Origin of the sequence: Methanoculleus taiwanensis (assembly GCF_004102725.1) — an archaeon.
GTDB lineage: Archaea > Halobacteriota > Methanomicrobia > Methanomicrobiales > Methanoculleaceae > Methanoculleus_A > Methanoculleus_A taiwanensis.
The window spans coordinates 15,559-34,228 of record NZ_LHQS01000004.1; the positions used below are offsets into that span (position 1 = coordinate 15,559).

17 protein-coding genes are annotated in these 18,670 nt (G+C 58.2%); 14 read left to right on the top strand and 3 right to left on the bottom strand.

Translation table 11 applies throughout. The features are described 5' to 3' along the window. Positions 1-75 precede the first annotated feature (75 nt). A complete protein-coding gene (locus tag ABH15_RS12660) occupies positions 76-258 on the top strand; it encodes a hypothetical protein (RefSeq protein WP_128694856.1) in 183 nt (60 codons plus the stop codon). Continuing rightward, positions 255-1,433, top strand: coding sequence for an O-phospho-L-seryl-tRNA:Cys-tRNA synthase (gene pscS, locus ABH15_RS12665; protein ID WP_128694859.1), 1,179 nt, complete (start codon positions 255-257; stop codon positions 1,431-1,433). The genes ABH15_RS12660 and pscS overlap by 4 nt, the downstream gene beginning before the upstream one ends. Here the strand turns inward: pscS and thiI are convergent. Both thiI and larE read right to left on the bottom strand, forming a co-directional pair. Further along, on the bottom strand, positions 1,426-2,604 hold the full coding sequence (gene thiI, locus ABH15_RS12670) for a tRNA uracil 4-sulfurtransferase ThiI (RefSeq protein WP_128694862.1): 1,179 nt from the start codon (positions 2,602-2,604) through the stop codon (positions 1,426-1,428). The genes pscS and thiI overlap by 8 nt on opposite strands. Then, entirely contained in the window at positions 2,592-3,362 is a 771-nt protein-coding gene (larE, locus tag ABH15_RS12675; RefSeq protein ID WP_128694865.1) for an ATP-dependent sacrificial sulfur transferase LarE, read from the bottom strand. The genes thiI and larE overlap by 13 nt, the downstream gene beginning before the upstream one ends. A 115-nt stretch (positions 3,363-3,477) precedes the next feature. Here larE and ABH15_RS12680 point away from each other — a divergent pair, with 115 nt between their 5' ends. The 3 genes from ABH15_RS12680 to ABH15_RS12690 all read left to right on the top strand — a co-directional run bounded on the left by ABH15_RS12680 (position 3,478) and on the right by ABH15_RS12690 (position 5,194). Next, positions 3,478-4,104, top strand: coding sequence for a DUF2150 family protein (locus ABH15_RS12680; RefSeq protein ID WP_164913757.1), 627 nt, complete (start codon positions 3,478-3,480; stop codon positions 4,102-4,104). Further along, positions 4,101-4,553, top strand: coding sequence for a DUF5814 domain-containing protein (locus ABH15_RS12685; protein ID WP_128694868.1), 453 nt, complete (start codon positions 4,101-4,103; stop codon positions 4,551-4,553). Before ABH15_RS12680 ends, ABH15_RS12685 begins: the two co-directional genes overlap by 4 nt. Before the next feature lie 122 nt (positions 4,554-4,675). Then, positions 4,676-5,194, top strand: coding sequence for an aminotransferase class I/II-fold pyridoxal phosphate-dependent enzyme (locus ABH15_RS12690; RefSeq protein ID WP_128694871.1), 519 nt, complete (start codon positions 4,676-4,678; stop codon positions 5,192-5,194). On the opposite strand, the gene ABH15_RS12695 is transcribed toward ABH15_RS12690, so the two are convergent. After that, positions 5,145-6,623 (bottom strand): flippase, encoded by a 1,479-nt coding sequence (locus tag ABH15_RS12695; protein ID WP_128694874.1) that lies wholly within the window; start codon positions 6,621-6,623, stop codon positions 5,145-5,147. The two genes, ABH15_RS12690 and ABH15_RS12695, sit on opposite strands and share 50 nt — an antisense overlap. Positions 6,624-7,071: 448 nt before the next feature. Between ABH15_RS12695 and ABH15_RS12700 the strand changes: the two genes are divergently transcribed. The 9 genes from ABH15_RS12700 (at position 7,072) to pseI (ending at position 18,664) form a co-directional block, all read left to right on the top strand. Then, positions 7,072-7,923 (top strand): glycosyltransferase family 4 protein, encoded by an 852-nt coding sequence (locus ABH15_RS12700; RefSeq protein WP_241648120.1) that lies wholly within the window; start codon positions 7,072-7,074, stop codon positions 7,921-7,923. Beyond that, positions 7,920-9,089 carry a glycosyltransferase family 4 protein gene (locus ABH15_RS12705; RefSeq protein WP_128694877.1) on the top strand — a complete coding sequence of 390 codons (1,170 nt, stop codon included), beginning with the start codon at positions 7,920-7,922 and terminating at the stop codon, positions 9,087-9,089. The genes ABH15_RS12700 and ABH15_RS12705 overlap by 4 nt, the downstream gene beginning before the upstream one ends. A 272-nt stretch (positions 9,090-9,361) precedes the next feature. After that, positions 9,362-10,477: a glycosyltransferase family 4 protein gene (locus ABH15_RS12710; protein ID WP_241648121.1), complete on the top strand. Its 1,116-nt coding sequence runs from the start codon at positions 9,362-9,364 to the stop codon at positions 10,475-10,477. A gap of 443 nt (positions 10,478-10,920) precedes the next feature. Then, positions 10,921-11,922 carry a UDP-N-acetylglucosamine 4,6-dehydratase (inverting) gene (gene pseB, locus ABH15_RS12715; protein ID WP_128694881.1) on the top strand — a complete coding sequence of 334 codons (1,002 nt, stop codon included), beginning with the start codon at positions 10,921-10,923 and terminating at the stop codon, positions 11,920-11,922. After that, the gene (gene pseC, locus ABH15_RS12720; protein WP_128694883.1) at positions 11,919-13,082 is read left to right on the top strand and encodes a UDP-4-amino-4,6-dideoxy-N-acetyl-beta-L-altrosamine transaminase; all 1,164 of its coding nucleotides are present in this window, start codon (positions 11,919-11,921) and stop codon (positions 13,080-13,082) included. The genes pseB and pseC overlap by 4 nt, the downstream gene beginning before the upstream one ends. After that, positions 13,075-13,950, top strand: coding sequence for an aldo/keto reductase (locus ABH15_RS12725; protein ID WP_277749835.1), 876 nt, complete (start codon positions 13,075-13,077; stop codon positions 13,948-13,950). Before pseC ends, ABH15_RS12725 begins: the two co-directional genes overlap by 8 nt. Beyond that, complete coding sequence (locus ABH15_RS12730; protein WP_206633457.1) at positions 13,947-15,980, top strand: aminotransferase class III-fold pyridoxal phosphate-dependent enzyme; 2,034 nt, start codon at positions 13,947-13,949, stop codon at positions 15,978-15,980. The genes ABH15_RS12725 and ABH15_RS12730 overlap by 4 nt, the downstream gene beginning before the upstream one ends. A 15-nt stretch (positions 15,981-15,995) precedes the next feature. Then, complete coding sequence (pseG, locus tag ABH15_RS12735) at positions 15,996-17,546, top strand: UDP-2,4-diacetamido-2,4,6-trideoxy-beta-L-altropyranose hydrolase (RefSeq protein ID WP_128694887.1); 1,551 nt, start codon at positions 15,996-15,998, stop codon at positions 17,544-17,546. Between the two features lie 74 nt (positions 17,547-17,620). After that, positions 17,621-18,664 carry a pseudaminic acid synthase gene (gene pseI / locus ABH15_RS12740; protein WP_128694889.1) on the top strand — a complete coding sequence of 348 codons (1,044 nt, stop codon included), beginning with the start codon at positions 17,621-17,623 and terminating at the stop codon, positions 18,662-18,664. Positions 18,665-18,670: the final 6 nt, after the last annotated feature.

The following is an 18,670-nucleotide window of genomic DNA, read 5'->3' on the forward strand; positions in this document are numbered from 1 at the left end:
GAATGTATTGAGGTTTCGGCCGAGGTTCTGTCAGATCTATCTATATATCATAGCTGATATTAGTATGGTGATATTTTGTCCAGACGGGCCGTAGATGCAATTTTTCAGGCGCTGTTCAACCTATCGGATCTCCGGGCGCTCATGCGTGAGACCGCTCCGGATCACGCTATGGACGACGAGCAGAGACAGCGGGCCGCTACGTATATCGAAAAGACAAAGCGGCAGATCGCGATCGTCGAGGAGGAGTTGATCCGATGAAGTGCGCAATCGATATCGACGTACGCGACGTCGAAGAGCTGTTCATCAACATCGACCCGATCCAGGCAGGGGGCAGACTTACTCCCGATGCCATGAAGGCGGCGATCGCCTACGGAGACGGATATTCGGTCTGTGACGCCTGCCAGAAACCGTTCAGGTTGGACTATATCAAAAAACCCCCGATTGCACAGTTCCATACCGACCTTGCAGAATGGCTGAATATGGATCAGGTGCGCGTCGTGCCGGGAGCCCGTCGGGGATTCCAGGCGGTTGCAAGTACGTATGTCGAGAAAGGCGACCCCGTTCTCCTCACGTCTCTCGCCCACTATACGGAGTTTATAGCCGTAGAACAGGCCGGGGGCATTCCACGGGAGATCCCGAAGGACGAGAAGAACCACATCACCCCGGATGCCGTTGCAGCAAGAATCGAAGATGTGATCGACGAGTTCAAACGCGCACCCCCGCTCATGTTCCTCGACCACGTCGACTACCAGTACGGCAACGTCCACGATGCAAAAGCAATCGCGAAAGTCGCCCATCAGTACGACATCCCTATCCTTCTCAACGGGGCATACTCGGTCGGGATCATGCCGATCGACGGCAAAGACCTCGGTGTCGACTTCGTGATCGGCTCCGGGCACAAGAGCATGGCCGCACCCGCCCCGTCGGGTCTCGTCGCGACGACCGCCGAGCATGCAGAACGGGTCTTTCGGACTACCCGGTCAAAAGGCGACATCACCGCCAGAACGTTCGGGATAAAAGAGGTCGAGATGATGGGATGCACCCTCATGGGAGTCACCGTCATCGGGATGATGGCATCCTTCCCCCACGTCAGGGAACGGGTGAAACACTGGGATACGGAAGTAGCACGCTCCCGCCGCATCGTCGATGCGCTCCTCTCCATCGAGGGGACACGGGTCCTCTCCGACTATCCGCGCACCCACACGCTGACCCGTATCGATACCCGCAACTCCTTTGACAAAGTTGCAGAGGTGCATAAAAAACGGGGTTTCTTCCTCTCGAACGACTTAAAGAAGCGGGGAATCACCGGGGTCATACCCGGCTCGACCAAGGTCTGGAAGTTCAACACCTACGGGCTTACGGAGAAACAGGCAGACCACGTTGCGAACGCGTTCGTGGAGGTTGCCCGGGAGAACAACCTCTCCGTCAGCTGAGCTCCACGAGTTCGCCGTTCAGAGCACGCCTGCACCGAACCGTTTCGACGGCTCTTGCAACGTGCTCATCCATCCGAATCTCTTTTTCAATCCTTTCGATGATCTCAATCCGCGCCGCGGTCGACGGGTGTTTCGGAGCGAGACTGCACCCGAGATCTCCCTGGACGGAATCGAATGTCCCGATCATCTTTGCACGATCGACAATCTCCTCCTTGTCGAACCCAAGCAGCGGGCGGAGCACCGGTATCGTAGCGGCAGGCGCAACCACCGCCATGTTCGCAAGGGTCTGGGAGGCCACCTGCCCGAGGTTGTCACCGTTGACGATCGCATAGATTCCCCGCCTCTCCGCCACCTCGCTTGCTGCCTTCAGCATGAACCGCTTGCAGAGGATGCACCGGTACCGTGGCTCCTTCAGCTGCACGAGCGCCTCAAAGAACGGTTCCATATCAACGGTAAGAAGGTCGAGAGGGTGCCCCGGAGTCCATCGGGAGAGCTCCGCATGATGCCGGAAGACCGTCTCCTCCACGTCGCTGCCGCCGAACCGTCCGCTCCGCATATGGAGATGCACCATCGCACACCCTCTCCTCATCATCAGCCAGGACGCGACCGGCGAGTCGATCCCTTCGGAGAGCAGCGTCATGACCGTCCCCTGTGTTCCGAGAGGGAGTCCTCCCGGCCCATCCTGCCTTGAATCGTATACGAGCCCGCCGAACTCTTTCGCCTCTACAAAGATCTCGTAATCGGGGTCGGAGAGGTTCACCGACGCTTCGGGAAACCGCTGCCCGACGGCATAGCCGACCGCTCCTGCCAGTTCCTGGCTGGTGAATCCCTCCACGCCCGAGCGCCGGGCTCTGACGGCAAACGTCATACCGGGTTTGAGGCGCCCCTCCGCACGCTCGATTGCTGCACGCGAAATCCCTTCGATATCGGGGGTCGTCACCGAACAGATGCTGACGCCCACAACGCCGAAGATCCTGCTTGTGATGTCGGCAATGGCTCTCGCATCCTCCCCGAAGATCAGAACCCTGCCCCGGGGCGTCTCGATCCGGTGGGAGATCGACGCGGCCTCAAGGGCAAGGCGGATATTCTTCGCAAGAGCTGCAATAAACCGCCTTTTAACCGGTTCGCTCTTGAGAAAGAGCTCGCCGTAACGCACCATCACCGCTTCCATGCGTCGGCACCTCCCTGCCGGTAACCGCCGGGAACAAGGACGGCATCCGTAAAGCCGAGGCGCTTGATCTCCGGGAGAAGCGGCAGTATGAGCGGATGCTCCGCGGGGTCGGCCTCGATGAACGCCCGCCTGCCGACGCACCGCACCCGGAGCATGCCGGCCACCACGCCGCGGAGCAGTGTTTCAGCCCGTCCCACCATCTCGAGGCACTCCCGGGTGAGGGGACTGCCTGCCGGTATGCGGGTGGCGAGGCAGGACGAGGGTGGGTGTACCGGGATCTTGAGAACTGCAGCAAGAGTGACGATATCGTCCTTATCCATACCCACTTCCGCAAAGGGACTGACGATGCCGAGCTCCCGGAGCGCCGCCATACCCGGCCTATCTCCGGGGAGGTCGCCTGCATGGGTTCCGTCGGCGACGACCATATAGCCATAGCGTTTCGCTTCACGGATGATCGCCCGCATCATCTCCCGCTTGCATACGTAACAGCGGTTCGGGAGATTCTCCTGCACCTCCGGGATGCTCAGCATCTCCTGCCGGACGAGAGTGTACGGCACGCCGAGTCCGGCGGCGAGCCTCTCTGCGGCTTCAAGCTCTCCGGGTGGGCTCATTCCGGTATCGACGCTGATCCCCATGACCCGGAGCCCGAGGCCGTGTGCATACGCGAGGAGCACCGAACTATCGGTTCCGCCGGAGAGCGCGACCGCAAAGGGTCCGTAGGATTTCAGCACCTCATCAAGCCGTTCAAGCATCGCCATCTGCTCTCTGTATGCTCGCTCGATCTACATGAATGTTGGGAAAAATGCGGAAAACTCCCCGAACCGGTGCTATAGAAAATAATTTTAACAGAGGCAGACCGAAATGTGTACTAACATGGCTAGGAAGAAGAGCACCACTGAAGCAGAGCCGATGAAGCTCTTTTATATTTTTTACAATCAGGAACGCTGGAATAACTGGATACAATCACTCGAGCAGGCGAGCTTCGAGGCGCAGGAGGACGAAGACGTCTCCGAAGGGCTCCAGGTACTCTATAGTTTCACCGAAGATATCACCATCTCGGTGCTGAAGATCATCCGCCTCTACCAAAACGGGCGGTTCACGGCGGAGGAAGCGAAGGAGAAACTCGATGATGTAGAACTGATCGTCATGACCGGTCTTCCCGAAGGAGAACTCGAGGAGATCGTCGGCTCACTGCAGCTCACGCTGCTCGTGCTCTTCACCTCCTGCCGGAAATACCTCGATGGCGGCTACGAGACCGACATCAAGTCACTGGTCAAGAAAGGCAAGGCGCTCGGTGAGGATGACCTCGAGGAGGGGCTTGAGATCGCCGCCCAGATCGGAGCAAGCGTCATCGACGGGGCAACCTGCTGTGCACGCTACATCAAGGACGACATGGAGAACCCGACACTCTTTGAGGAATGGCTCATCGAGATCGACACGATGGCCAACGCTGTAAAATCGTTAAGCAAGTTCGACGAGGAGCCCGGAGAAGCGTCGTGATATCGGACAAAGCCAGATTTCGCGCCGCACGAAGGCTTGAGAGGGCAGCAGGGTTTCGCCTCCCGGACAAAGCCTTCTCCGGAGGCTTCCTCGAGGCGGTGGGGACGGCAATCAACTACGAGCATCTCGATCGGGCGCTCCGTACACAACTCCTCGCATTCTTCGAGGAGTTCCTCGGCTGCACCTGCAAAGGTTCGCCCCTCTGCGGCTGTCCTGAACGAAAGTTTGCCGAACATATCATCGAGCTTCGTGAGCTCGGCCTCGATCACCGGCAGATCAGCGCACACTTACTCGATGAGTACGGGATCGATCTCTATCCGGCGGACATCTTAAGTTACCTCGAGGACTCCGTCCACATGCTCGAAGCCATACGGGATATCGCCGAGCTGCAGGGCAGGGAGAAACTCGCAGAGAACGCATACGATCATATCCGCAAGATCGAACACTGATATACCTTTTTTTCAGGTCTTTCATCCCTCTCACCGCCAATCCCGAGCTGCAGCCCCTCTATCAAACCTTTATCATACACAAGTGCCGCCTGCCAAGGTAATGCTCGCCAGGGGAGAGCACCATGCCGGGGTACGAACTGATAGGAGAAGAAGAACTCGGCGCGGTTCGCGACGTCTTCGAACGGGGGAGTGTACTCGCCTGTTTCGGAGACGACGAGCAACGGAGGGGCATTTACCGTGTTGAGGAGTTCGAACAGGCATTTTCCCGAAAGATGGGCGTCCGCCATGCACTTGCAGTCACCTCGGGCACAGCGGCGCTCGCGGTCGCCCTCAAGGCGTTCGGCGTCGGAAGCGGGGACGAGGTGATCACGCAGAGCTACACGTTTGTTGCCACGGTCGAAGCGATCGTAGCCTGCGGGGCTGTTCCCGTCGTCACCGGGATCGATGAGACGCTGACGATGAGTCCGGACGACCTCGCAGCAAGGATCACCAAAAAGACAAAAGCAATCATCCCGGTGCGCGTCATGATGAACCAGGGGGAGATTGACGGAATCATTGCCGCCGTCCATGCGTGTCTCGAGGAGGACGGCATCAGAGCGAAGCCGGCCAGGGGAGGCCGAGTTTCAGCGTCAGATCTTTAAGTTCGTCGTGAATACTCCGATCCATGCGGAGCAGCACGACACTGTAGACCCCTCCGCCGAGGAGTACGGCTCCGAGGACAGTCAAGACGTTCGTCAGCGGGACGAACAGGGTATACAGGCCGATAACCCCGGCCATGACGAGGGTAGCCGCAACGATGTTTCCGACGGGGCGGCGTTCAACCCCGACCGGCATGACCCGTGAGAGGGCACGGTAGGCGAGACCTGCATTCAACACCATCGTGACGAGCGTGGCGACGGCAGCCCCGACGATCCCGAGCAGCGGTATGAAGGCGATATTTAAGCCGATGTTGACGACCGCAGCGACGGCCGTCACCCGGAAGGAGTCCTTCGGTCGGTCGAGGGCGTTCAGGGTCATCGTCTGGAGGAACATAAAGACGTTCGCCACCTGAACGACGAGCAGGATGGCGAGCGCCGGTGTCCCGGCGGCGAAGGATGCTCCGTAGAAGAAGTAGAGGAGCCGTTCGCCGAGCAGCCACCCCCCGGCGAGCACCGGGACGGCGAGGAGGAGCGAGTACGTGAACGCCCGGGTGAGCGAAGCGGCGATGGAGTCATGCTCTCCGTGCGACGCCCAGTGGCTCATCCGCGGAAAGAGCGTGATACGGAGCGCCATCGTGATGAAGGTTGCGATAGTGGTGAGCTGGAGAGCGACGCGGTAGATACCGACATCTGCGTCAGCCATGAAGTAGCCGATCAGGACGGTGTCAGCATAAGTGAAGACGAGATACCCGCTCGAGCTCAGAAATGTCCAGACTGAGAAGGAGAGAAGGCTTGAGAGGTGCCGCCACTCGAAGAGCGCCGGACGGAGATCGAGGAAGCGCAGGTTGAAGAGACCGGCCGCGAGCAGGCCGGCGACAAACCCGCCGACCAGCCCTGCAACCCCGAAACCGATGAAGACCGCGAGGACCTGCAGACCGATCCGGAGTACATTGTTGAAAAGCCCACTGAGCTGGTAGACCCCGACCTTTCCGCTCCCATAGACGCTGTAGGAGACCGTGCTCGTAAAGACACTGACAAAGAGAGCTGCAATCAGCCAGGAGAAGACTCCCGCCGAGGTGAGATCGACGAGAAACGGTTCGAGAAGCAGGAGCACTGCTACGGAGACGACAAGGAGAAGGATTCGCAGGACTCCGAAGGCCGAGAAGTACTCGTTCTGCTCCTTGCCCTCGCTGATCCGTTTTATGACGGCGCCGCCGAACCCTCCGTCCCCGACAAGGTCGAAGATGCCGAAGAAGGCGACGAAGATGAAGTACGCGCCGAGCACCGCCGGGCCGACCGCATGGGCAAAGTACATTGTCGAGAGGAAGCCCACAGCAGTGACTCCTATCGTCGAGCTGAAACTGATGAGGCTCTGCCGCTGGACGGTATCGATGCCCATGATCCGGGCGAGGTAGCGGGAGGGCTTGAACACAGATACAGGAGATGGACGCAGAACTGATAACTATTTCTAACGTCTGCAATTTCTACGGCACAGAAAGGGGAGGTATTCTGGTGCCGGGATAGCAGCGCCGCTGAAGGACGAGTTACCGTCCGTTCCGGCCGCACCCATCTCGGAAGATGGATATAATCGGCAACAGAATGAAACTGAGTTGCCCGGTTACATGATTTAGCCCCGCACCGAGAGAAAACTATATTTTTCAAAAGAGTGAGGAAGGCATCGGAGCAGAGCCAGGTCGCACCCCACGAATACGGGCGGAGGCGCCGGGATAACGATGATGACCAGAGTATGCCTCATATCCCCGTCGAGGTCTACATTTACCACGAGGGATCGCGACATTCTGCAAAGGCACTATCAGGTCAGAGAGATCGTTCTCGATGCCGAAACCGGTTCGCGGCAGGGCAACGCCGGATCTGCATTCTTGAAGATTGTCGGAGGTGCCCTCTGGGCCGATGTCGTCTTCTGCTGGTTCGCCCACAACCATGCCTATCTCGCGGTTCTTGCCTCACAGCTCCTCGGGAGGCGCTCGATCGTCGTCATCGGGGGGTACGAAGTGGCACGAGAACCCAAGATCGGATACGGTTCCCTCCTCGACCCGGTGCTCTCACGGAGAATCAGGTACATTCTCAACCACGCCGATAGCATCCTTGCCGTATCGGAGTTCAACCGCGTCGAGATCGAGCAGATAGCCCGCCCCCGTGCGCTTGAGACCGTCTACAACGGGATTGACTGCTCTGTTTTTTCCCCGAACGGAGGAAAAGAGGATCTGGTGCTGACAGTCTGCCTGGTCAACAGAGCCAATATCGCTATAAAGGGACTCGATACATTCGTCCGGGTCGCCCGATACTTTCCAGAAATCCGTTTCGTCGTCGCAGGCAGCATACAGGACGATTCCCTTAAGGTACTCGGTGAAGCCGTCCCCGGAAACGTCGAGTTTACGGGCGCGCTGTCCCAGGAAGAACTGCTCTCCTGGTACCGCAGAGCCAGAGTCTACTGCCAGCTCTCCTATCGTGAATCGTTCGGTGTCGCTCTCGCAGAGGCGATGGCATGCGAGTGTGTACCAGTGGCGACCGACAGGGGTGCGCTTCCTGAAGTGGTCGGAGATACAGGATTCATAGTGCCCTACGGCGACGTCGAAGCAACGGCAGATGCCGTCGCATGTGCACTCAATGCTGATACGGGCAGGATGGCCCGGGAGAGAGTGCAGCACCGGTTTTCACTCGAGTCGCGGGAAGAGAGACTGGTGCAGGCGATCGAGGGGCAGGCCGTATGATCCGGATATTCGCCGTATGCAACGGCACACTCCTCGAGAAGCTCGGAACCGGCGTATCGCCTACATATACCCGAATCCATTTTCTACTGAAGGAACTTGCGGAATATACGGATGTGACGATCGATGCCGTTTCTTACGATATTTCACCGGGCGGGGGCATACCCCGGAGGGTGGCAGACAATGTACGAAAAACCCTTGCCGCTCTCCGGTCGGCATACCGCATCCGCCGCGACCGCCCATGGGTATATTTTGCTTACCCGCACTCGATGACGACGGTGCAGAACCGACTCCTCTTCTCATTCTGTTCGTTTATCGGTGCCCGGACGATCCTTGACCTGCACGACACCCTGGAGCAGACCGGAGCGGTCGGAGACGGAAAAGAGCAGTTAAGCCGGCGGTTCGAGGCACACAGTCTCAAGAGCGCCTCGATGATCGTCGCATTAAATCAACCCATGTGGGACCACGTCAGCAGGATCTACGGCCTGAACGGAACACCGGTCGTCATCGCCCCGAATGCATTCGAGGACATCTTCATGCACCTGTATCCTGAGCCGTATCGTGCCGTCAACGGCAGGTGTAACGTCTGCTACATCGGTGCCCTGACGAGAAACCGGGGAATCGATCTTCTGGTCGAGGCCTGCACGGCTCTGCATGCAGCAAATCCCGACATTATGCTTCATCTCTACGGCCCTTACGGACCCGGGTTAGGACAGGAACTCCGGGATCGGATCGAGCATTCAGACTGTATCGTCCGGCGTGAACTACCACGGGAGAGTATTCCTGCCACCCTGAAGAGCATGGATCTGCTCGTCATGCCTTACAACCCGGAGGAGCCGTACCTGAACCTCTCATCCCCAACAAAACTCTACGAGTACATCGGAACGACCATCCCGATACTCTGCACGAAATGCGAGTCACTCATGGAGATCGGAAGCAACGGCGGGATCGTCTACGTCGACTATTCGACCGAGGCCTTCGTTGCAGCGATCGAGGATCTACTGAAAAACCCCGGGAAGCGGGAAGACCTGTCGCAGAGACTCTTTGCCGTGAGAGAGAACCACACCTGGAGAGAGCAGGCGGCACGGGTGCGCCGCGGGCTACTGGAGTACCAATCGGGGAGAGACGGCGAGAGATCAGAGGAAGAGCCGGGGAGTACAATCCGGTGAAAAATTCGAATAAATCTTCCTTTTTTTAAAATTTCCGTGATGAGGAGACTTTAATCAACGATACGAGACCCCATACTTGAGATGTATGCCCGGAGACTCGGACGGCCGAGTGCAGATAGAGTGGAACAGGGGCTGTTCACCATAAGAATTATATAATGAATATTATATTATTGCGTGCTGCCGGAGAGTCGCGAATCCGTGTCTGCGGATAGGAAGGGGGAAGGATGCAGGCGCGGATCTCCGGTCAGTCTCCGCGATTTATGAAAATATGCATGCTCACTACAACCCATCCGCCACATGACGGAAGGATCTTCCAGAAAGAGGCAAAAAGTCTCGTCAAAGAGCACGAGGTCACGCTTGTCGCACCATCGGGAGAGGAGGGCGTCGGTCAGATCGACGGTGTCCATGTCGTCACTATCAGGAGACAGAGATCACTCCTGCTCCACCCGATAACACTCCTGAGTATATTCAGAGCATCCCTCCGTCAGGATGCAGACGTCTACCACTGCCATGAGCCGGATGCGCTCCTGCTGGGAGTTTTTTTAAAAGCCCTGAAGGGGAAGAAACTGATCTACGACATCCACGAGCACTGGCCGAGCGAGATACCGTTCGATATGGGGCTTGCCGACAACACGCTATTCCACGCGGCGCTGCGAAGGCTCATCGAACCCCTCGAGATGATCCTCTCGCGGTGTTCCGACGGCACCATTGCGGTCAGCGAGAGCGTTGCTGCACGGTTCAACGCAATGAAGCACCGTCCGACTATTCTGCCGAATTTTTCACTGCAGAACGCTGACATTAACCGGCCAGCAGAGAGGGATCTGCATAAGCTCGTCTATATGGCAGGGAATATGCATGCATTCCACGGAATTAACGAGTGTATCCGTGCTCTTGAGATTCTCAGCGAACGCTACCCGGAGATCTCCCTCACCCTCATCGGAAATATCCGCGAAGATATCGCGGAGATGCCGGGCAGCCAGGATGTCCGAAAGCGGATCACCGCAACGGGTTACCTCCCCCCCGGCGAGATGTATGCAAAGATGACCGAGGGGGGCATCGGGCTTCTTGTCTTCCAGCCCCACTACTACAATGTCTATATCGGGCTACCAAACAAACTCTTCGATTACATGCACCTCGGTCTTCCCATCATCGCAAGTGACTTTCCGGAGATTCGAAAGATCGTCAACGAAGCGGACTGCGGGATTCTCGTCGATCCGACGGACGTCAGTGCCATTACTGCGAGCATGGCCTACCTGATCGACAATCCCGACGAAGCGCAGAGGCTGGGGGAGAACGGAAGGCGGGCGGTTGAAGAGCAGTATAACTGGAAGCGGGTGGAGGGTGAACTGCTCGGAGTCTACAGTGCCATAGCTGCCGATTGCAGATGAATGAATCGCTGTAGAATGGCGCCGCACTATAGGCAGTTCTGGCAGATTGAAATGCCATTTTCCCGGGCAGCAAATCCGCATCGCCGAGAGATGCTCACCCCTCATACCTGAGTGCGTCACAGTGGATGGAGAGCAGAGAGCAAAAGTCCGCCGATAACCTCCGCTCAAGAGATTTTCAACACGGCCGGCAACACCAGAATCAATAGCAAGCGGAGAGAATCCACCAGGTAAGAGTGGACAGAGCACTCGGGATCAGCACCCGGAGTTCTCCGATATTTTTGCAGGCTGAATGAAACCCTGATTGCTCCGGCTTGAGAGTGGAGCAGCAGCTCTCCGGCTGCATGATAGGAAATATTAATGCATTCGACTCATTGAGTATAATAGTGCAGTAATCCGAATTTGAGAGCATCCTTCTCCAATACAAAAATCAAGAAGTGTGTCCGATGTTCAACGACAAATCAATCCTTATCACCGGCGGAACCGGCTCCTTCGGAAAACAGTACGTCAGGACTATTCTGGAACGCTATACCCCGAAGAAGCTTATCATTTATTCCCGCGACGAGCTCAAGCAGTTTGAGATGGAGCAGCAGTTCAACCAGGACTGCATGCGCTATTTCATCGGCGATGTGCGTGACCGCGACCGCCTGATAATGGCCATGAAAGGCGTGGACTATGTGATCCATGCGGCGGCGCTGAAACAGGTACCGGCAGCGGAATACAATCCGATGGAGTGCATCAAGACCAATATTTACGGGGCGGAGAACGTGATTCATGCAGCGCTGGTCAACAATGTCCAAAAAGTCATCGCTCTCTCCACCGACAAAGCAGCGAACCCCATCAACCTGTATGGCGCCACCAAGCTCGCCTCGGATAAACTCTTCGTGGCAGCCAACAATATCGCCGGGGGGCAACCCACACGTTTCTCTGCCGTCCGGTACGGCAACGTAGTCGGGTCGCGCGGCTCAGTGGTGCCGTTCTTCAAGAAACTCATCGAACAGGGATGCGATCACCTTCCCATTACCGATGAGCGGATGACCCGCTTCTGGATTACCCTCCAGCAGGGAGTGGACTTCGTCCTTAAGGACTTCGAGCGGATGCAGGGCGGCGAGATCTTCGTGCCGAAGATCCCCTCGGTGAAGATTGTGGATCTCGCCAGGGCCATGGCACCCGAGCTCCCGCACAACATCATTGGTATTCGCCCCGGCGAGAAACTGCACGAAGTCATGTGCCCCGCCGACGACTCCCACCTGACGCTGGAGTTTGCCGATCACTACGTCATCCGCCCGACCATCCAGTTTAATGCCCCTATCGACTTCACCAGTAATGCACTGGGCGAGACCGGCCGTCCCGTGGACTCCGAATTTGAGTATAACTCCGGGAAGAACCCCCATTTCCTCTCTATTGCGGAGATAGTGGAACTCAATCACCTATCAGGAATCGTATGATCCCCTACGGAAAGCAGGATATCACAGAGGTCGATATCGACGCGGTGGTCGAGGTCCTCCGTTCAGATTTCATCACCCAGGGTCCGGCCGTTCCCCGCTTCGAGCAGGCCGTAGCAGCCAGGGTACAGGCAAAACATGCGGTCGCCGTGAACAGCGCCACATCGGCTCTGCATATCGCATGTCTTGCACTCGGCTTAGGGAGAGAAGATCGGCTCTGGACAGTGCCGAACACCTTTGTAGCCTCTGCCAACTGCGGCCGTTACTGTGGGGCGGATGTCGACTTCGTCGATATCGACCCGCTCACCTGGAACATGAGTCTGCCCCGGCTACGGGAGAAGTTACGGCAGGCCAGGCGGGACGGACGTCTGCCGAAGGTGCTGGTGCCGGTGCACTTTGCCGGTCAGCCAACCGAGCAGGAAGAGATCCGGGAACTCGCGGAGGAGTATGGATTTCGGGTGCTGGAAGATGCCTCTCACGCGATCGGCGCCGACCGAAACGGCGAGCCGGTAGGGAGCTGCCGCTGGTCGGATATAACCGTCTTCAGCTTTCACCCGGTGAAGATCATCACCACCGGCGAAGGGGGGATGGCGCTCACCAACGATGACGACCTTGCCCGGCGCATGGCCCTCCTGCGCACCCACGGCATCACTCGTGATACTGATCTGCTGCAGGCCTCCGCTCCCGCCCCCTGGTACTACGAACAGCAGATGCTCGGGTTTAACTACCGCATGACCGACATTCAGGCGGCGCTCGGTTTCAGCCAGTTGACGCGGCTGGACGCCTATATCACCCGCCGCAATGCCCTTGCAGAGCGGTACAACGAGAGCCTGCAGGATCTGCCCCTGGAACTTCCAACGGTGCTCTCCGGGAACCGATCTGCGTACCATCTGTACGTAGTGCGGCTCAAGCAGGACATGATCAATAAGACCCACCGCCAGGTCTTCGAAGACCTGCGCAGCCAGGGTATCGGCGTCAACCTGCACTACATGCCGGTGCACCTGCAGCCCTACTACCGCAAACTCGGGTTTACGGAAGGGTCGTATCCTGAAGCGGAGAGGCATGGGCAGGAAGCCATAACACTGCCGCTGTATCCAGGACTGACCGAACACGACCAGAACCTGGTGGTAAAGGCGCTGCAGGAGGCGCTTTCTGGTGAATAAATCCCGCATAGCTCTCGGGACGGTGCAGTTCGGCCTGCCGTACGGCGTGGCCAATACCTCCGGGCAGGTCAACCCGGGCGAGGCGGCGGCCATCCTTCAGCAGGCCCGGGCGGCAGGGATTGACACCCTTGATACGGCCATTGCCTACGGAGAGAGCGAACAGCGGCTCGGGGAGATTGGTGTCGAAGCGTGGCATGTCGTCTCCAAGCTGCCGGCGATGCCCGAGAGATGCACCAATGTGAACACGTGGGTACAGGAGGCCGTGGCGTGCTCACTGGAGCGGCTGAAGATCGATAGCCTGTACGGTCTGCTGCTGCATCGCTCAGAGCAGTTGCTGGAACCGTCGGGTGAAGAACTGTATTCTGCCCTCGTAGACCTCAAGGAGCAGGGCATGGTCAAAAAGATCGGTGTTTCCATCTACAACCCGGAAGAACTGGATCTCCTCTGGCCGGATTTCCGGTTGGATCTGGTGCAGGCACCGTTCAACATCCTGGACCGCCGCATACAGACCTCCGGCTGGCTGACCAGGATGCACCGGGCAGGCACGGAAGTGCACGCCCGGTCAGCCTTCCTGCAGGGACTCTTGCTGATGGAAACAGACCGCCGGCCGGAAAAGTTCAATCGCTGGAAACTTCTATGGGAGCAATGGGATAACTGGCTGAGCAGACAGGGGCTGACACCGGTTCAGGCATGCCTCGGATTCGTACTTTCGCAGCCTGAGATCGACCGTGTCGTTGTCGGCGTCGATAACCGCAGGCAATTGCAGGAGATTCTCGCCGCTACCGAAGCGGATCTGCCCGCACCGCCTGCCACACTTATGATCGAAGATACAGATCTCATCAATCCGTCCCGATGGGGAAGTCTATGACCATGAAAACCGTCGCTATTGTTCAGGCCCGCATGGGCTCGACCCGATTCCCGAACAAGGTGTTGCGACCGATCTGCGGCACGCCGATGATCGGGCTTCTCTTAGAGAGACTATCGAAAGCCAGGCATATCGACCAGATCGCTCTTGCCACCTCAAAGGATCCTCGAAATGAACCGCTTGCAGAGTACGTGCGGGCGTTGGGCTATGAGGTCTATCAGGGCAGTGAGGACGACGTGCTCGATCGCTACCACCAGGCAGCAAAGGCTGCAGAAGCCGACGTGGTGGTGCGCATCACCGGCGATTGTCCGCTGATTGATCCGGAGATCATCGATGCCGTCGTTGCCCGGTTCCGCGAGACAGGCGTGGATTACGCGACGAACACGATGCCCCCGACCTACCCCGACGGGCTCGACATTGAGGTCTTCACGTTCGAAGCGCTCGAAACCGCCTGGAGTCAGGCGAAAGATACCCGCCACCGGGAGCATGTCACGCCGTACATCCGCGAATCCGAGCAGTTTACCCGGGCTAACGTTGCCAACGAAACCGATCTCTCGGGCGAGCGCTGGACCGTCGACGAGCCGGAAGACTTTGACGTCGTCCGCATGGTATTCGACCACTTCCACCCCCGTCGGGACTTCTCTTGGCACAATGTACTTACCCTATGCCGGGAGCACCCGGAGCGGTTCACCGCCAACCGGCACCTGATCCGAAACGAGGGCACACACCTTGGAACCGGCCAGAAGCTCTGGAAACGTGCTAAACGGGTCATCCCTGGCGGCAACATGCTGCTCTCCAAACGTGCGGAGATGTTCCTGCCCGAGCGGTGGCCGGCCTATTTCAGCAAAGCAAAAGGCTGCCGGGTCTGGGACCTCGACGGAAATGGGTACATCGACACGTCCCTCATGGGCATCGGCACCAATATCCTGGGATACGGCCACCCGGAGGTGGATGAAGCGGTCTGCCGCACCGTGGCCGCAGGCAATATGTCCACCTTCAACTGCCCGGAGGAGGTCTACCTGGCAGAGCGGCTGGTCGATCTCCACCCCTGGGCCGACATGGTGCGGCTGGCACGCTCCGGCGGCGAAGCCAATGCCATAGCCATCCGGATTGCCCGCGCGGCTGCCGGCCGTGACAAGGTCGCCTTCTGCGGCTACCACGGCTGGCACGACTGGTATCTGTCTGCCAACTTAAGCGATGAGCAGAGCCTGGATGGCCACCTCCTGCCCGGCCTTGAGCCGAAGGGCGTGCCGCGGAACCTGAAAGGCAGTGTCCTGCCGTTCACCTACAACAACTTTGCAGAACTGGAGGCACTGGTGCAGAAGCACGAGATCGGCGTCATCAAGATGGAGGTCTCGCGCAACATGGGGCCGGAGAAAGGTTTTCTCGAGGCGGTGCGCGAGCTCGCAACGGACCGCGATATCGTGCTCATCTTTGACGAATGCACCTCCGGCTTCCGCCAGACCTTCGGCGGCCTGCACAAATACTACGGGGTCGAGCCGGATATGGCCGTCTTCGGCAAGGCGCTCGGTAACGGTTATGCCATCTCCGCGGTGGTCGGCCGGAAGGAGGTTATGGAGGCGGCTCAGAGCACGTTCATCAGCAGCACCTTCTGGACCGAACGTATCGGCCCCTCCGCCGCACTCAAGACCCTGGAAGTGATGGAGCGGGAGAGGTCCTGGGAGCGGATCACCGATACCGGGCGCGATATCAGCAGGCGATGGCAGAAACTTGCCAAAAAACATGATCTGCCAATCCGGATCACCGGCCTGCCGGCGCTGATCGGTTTTAGTTTCCCGGTGCCGGATATGCTCAAGTACAAGACCCTGATCACACAGGAGATGCTCAAGAAAGGGTTTCTGGCCGCCACTTCGATCTATGTCTGCATCGAACACACCCGGGAAGTGGTCGACGCATACTTTGAGGAACTGGATCCGATCTTTGCATTGATCAAAGAATGCGAGTCCGGGCGATCGGTAGACGACCTGCTCGAGGGACCGGTCTGTCATGCCGGATTCAAACGACTGAACTGAGGTGAGCGCACAGTCATGGTTTTAAGGGTCGTCTTTCGGGCAGATGCCTCACAGACCATCGGTACCGGCCACGTCATACGCTGCCTGACGCTGGCCGGGGCTCTGAGCGCGAAAGGTGCTGAGATTTTGTTCATCTGCCGCGAGCACGAAGGCCATCTCTGCGACCTGATTGAAGAACGGGGTTTTGCAGTCTACCGGCTCCCGGCACCGGCAGACGGGTTTACAGTTGAAGCAACACCAGCCCACGCGCCCTTGCTTGGTGCGACATGGCAGGAGGATGCCGGGGAGACCAGTGCCGCGATCACAACCTTGGGGACCGAACCCGACTGGCTGGTTGTGGATCACTATGCCCTCGACCATCGGTGGGAACGTGCGCTGCGTCCCCTGGTGGGACGCATCTTCGTGATCGACGACCTTGCCGACCGGACGCACGACTGTGACCTGCTGCTCGACCAGAACCTCGTCGCGGATCTGCACACCCGCTATACAGGCAGGGTGCCAGCAGACTGCAGCCTGTTGCTCGGACCTGAGTACGCCATGCTGCAGCCGATGTACGCAGAACTGCACGAGCGCGTCCCTCCACGGGAAGGCTTTATCCGGCGCATCCTCATCTCGTTTGGCGGGGCTGATTCCGACAACCTGACCGGCGTTGCGCTCGCGGCTTTCAGCAGCCTGAACCGACCGGATATCGAGGTCGATGTCGTCATCTCTGATGCCAGTCCTCATGCTCCGGCAATTCAAAATCACGTAGCGGGACATGCCAACATTCACGTGCACGGGAGTCTGCCGACCCTTGCACCGCTAATGGTAAAGGCAGATCTCGCCATCGGTGCGGCCGGAGCAACGACCTGGGAGCGGTTGTGTCTCGGGCTCCCGGCAGTCGTCGTAACGCTGGCTGAAAATCAGCGGCCAATTGCCGAGAAGCTGCACAAAGAGGGACTGGTACGCTGGCTCGGCCATACAGATACGGTTTCAGAACAGAGCATCAGGGACGTACTGGCCGAGCTAGTCGAGAGTGATTCAGATGGATCATGGTCTCTGCGGTGTCACAGAATAGTTGATGGGAAAGGAGCGGATCGTATCGCCACCGTGGTGACCATAACTCCGCGTACGCCGCTCAAGGTGCGCCATGCCCGCCTCTCCGATGAAGCGTTGATTCTGGCCTGGGCGAACGACCCGGAGACACGACGCTGTTCATTCTCACCTGATCCAATCACTGCAGAGACGCACCGAAGATGGTTCCACAGTCGGCTCAGAAATCCAGACGAGTGCCGCTTCTACATCGTGGAGACACAAGAAGGTATTCCCATAGGGCAGGTGCGGTTTGAGCGACACGATCATACCTGGGAAACGCACTACCTCCTTGCACCTCAGTTTCGCAGGCGGAGCCTGGGCCGGTCGCTGCTCAAGGCTGCTCTGGAAAAGCTGCAAACCGAATTCGGTAAAACACAGGTTTTCGGCAGGGTGAAGGAGAGCAATCTGCCTTCCTGCAAGGTGTTCGCATCCCTCGGCTTCGAGATCCTATCTTCCGAAAAAGGCGAGGTGATGTATCAGCGCCTTTTCTGATAGGTGCTTTCACCAGCTTTGAGAGCATGAAGACAAATCAAACAGAAATAAAGGCATAAACGGACAGAATGACCATGCAGATCGCACACCATACAATCAGTCGGGATGCACCGCCTTTCATTATCGCCGAGATGTCAGGCAATCATAACCAGTCGCTTGAGCGGGCGCTCGAGATTGTCGAGGCCGCTGCGAAGGCAGGTGCCCACGCTCTCAAACTCCAGACGTACACCGCCGACACCATCACGCTTGACGTGAGTGAGGGCGAGTTCTTCATCAGGGACGATCAGAACCTCTGGAAGGGAAACAGCCTTTACGACCTCTACAAACTCGCTTCAACGCCGTGGGAGTGGCATGCACCGATTATGGAGAGGGCACGGGAACTCGGGATGATCTGCTTCTCCACACCCTTCGACGAAACCGCTGTTGACTTCCTCGAAGGTCTGAACGTGCCGGCCTATAAGATCGCCTCCTTCGAGAATGTGCACCTTCCCCTGATCCGAAAAGTAGCGGCCACCGGCAAACCGATGATCATCTCCACCGGCATGGCCACACTCGCCGAACTCGATGAGGCGGTGCGCACCGCTCGCGAGGCCGGGTGCCGTGATCTGATACTGCTCAAGTGCACCAGCACCTATCCGGCCACGCCGAAGAACAGCAATGTGGCCACCATCCCCCACATGCGCACGCTCTTTAACTGCGAAGTAGGCCTCTCTGATCACACCATGGGTGTGGGGGCAGCGGTCGCGGCGGTAGCTCACGGCGCAACGGTGATCGAGAAGCACTTCACGCTTTGCCGGGCCGACGGCGGGGTGGACAGCGCATTCTCACTGGAACCGGAGGAACTGCGCACTCTTGTCGTGGAGACAGAACGTGCGTGGCAGTCGCTCGGAGAGGTGCGGTACGGACCGGGTGATGCGGAGAAGCGATCCCTGGTCTTCCGCAGGTCGTTGTATATTGCAGAGGATCTCGCAGCGGGAGATCTGCTCACCCGTGAGAACCTCCGCTGCGTACGCCCCGGCCTCGGCCTCGCACCAAAATATTACGATATGCTGCTTGGCCGGCGGGTGAACCGTGATGTCAAGAAGGGCACCCCGATGGCATGGGAACTGATCGGTTGATTGAAG

What these genes read in the sequence shown, in the direction of transcription:
- ABH15_RS12690 (WP_128694871.1), top strand. Translation starts at nt 4,676, where the DNA reads ATGCCGGGGTACGAACTGATAGGAGAAGAAGAACTCGGCGCGGTTCGC.
- ABH15_RS12680 (WP_164913757.1), top strand. Translation starts at nt 3,478, where the DNA reads ATGGCTAGGAAGAAGAGCACCACTGAAGCAGAGCCGATGAAGCTCTTT.
- ABH15_RS12705 (WP_128694877.1), top strand. Translation starts at nt 7,920, where the DNA reads ATGATCCGGATATTCGCCGTATGCAACGGCACACTCCTCGAGAAGCTC.
- larE (WP_128694865.1), bottom strand. Translation starts at nt 3,362, where the DNA reads ATGGCGATGCTTGAACGGCTTGATGAGGTGCTGAAATCCTACGGACCC.
- thiI (WP_128694862.1), bottom strand. Translation starts at nt 2,604, where the DNA reads ATGGAAGCGGTGATGGTGCGTTACGGCGAGCTCTTTCTCAAGAGCGAA.
- pseG (WP_128694887.1), top strand. Translation starts at nt 15,996, where the DNA reads ATGGTTTTAAGGGTCGTCTTTCGGGCAGATGCCTCACAGACCATCGGT.
- pseB (WP_128694881.1), top strand. Translation starts at nt 10,921, where the DNA reads ATGTTCAACGACAAATCAATCCTTATCACCGGCGGAACCGGCTCCTTC.
- pscS (WP_128694859.1), top strand. Translation starts at nt 255, where the DNA reads ATGAAGTGCGCAATCGATATCGACGTACGCGACGTCGAAGAGCTGTTC.
- pseC (WP_128694883.1), top strand. Translation starts at nt 11,919, where the DNA reads ATGATCCCCTACGGAAAGCAGGATATCACAGAGGTCGATATCGACGCG.
- pseI (WP_128694889.1), top strand. Translation starts at nt 17,621, where the DNA reads ATGCAGATCGCACACCATACAATCAGTCGGGATGCACCGCCTTTCATT.
- ABH15_RS12710 (WP_241648121.1), top strand. Translation starts at nt 9,362, where the DNA reads ATGCTCACTACAACCCATCCGCCACATGACGGAAGGATCTTCCAGAAA.
- ABH15_RS12730 (WP_206633457.1), top strand. Translation starts at nt 13,947, where the DNA reads ATGACCATGAAAACCGTCGCTATTGTTCAGGCCCGCATGGGCTCGACC.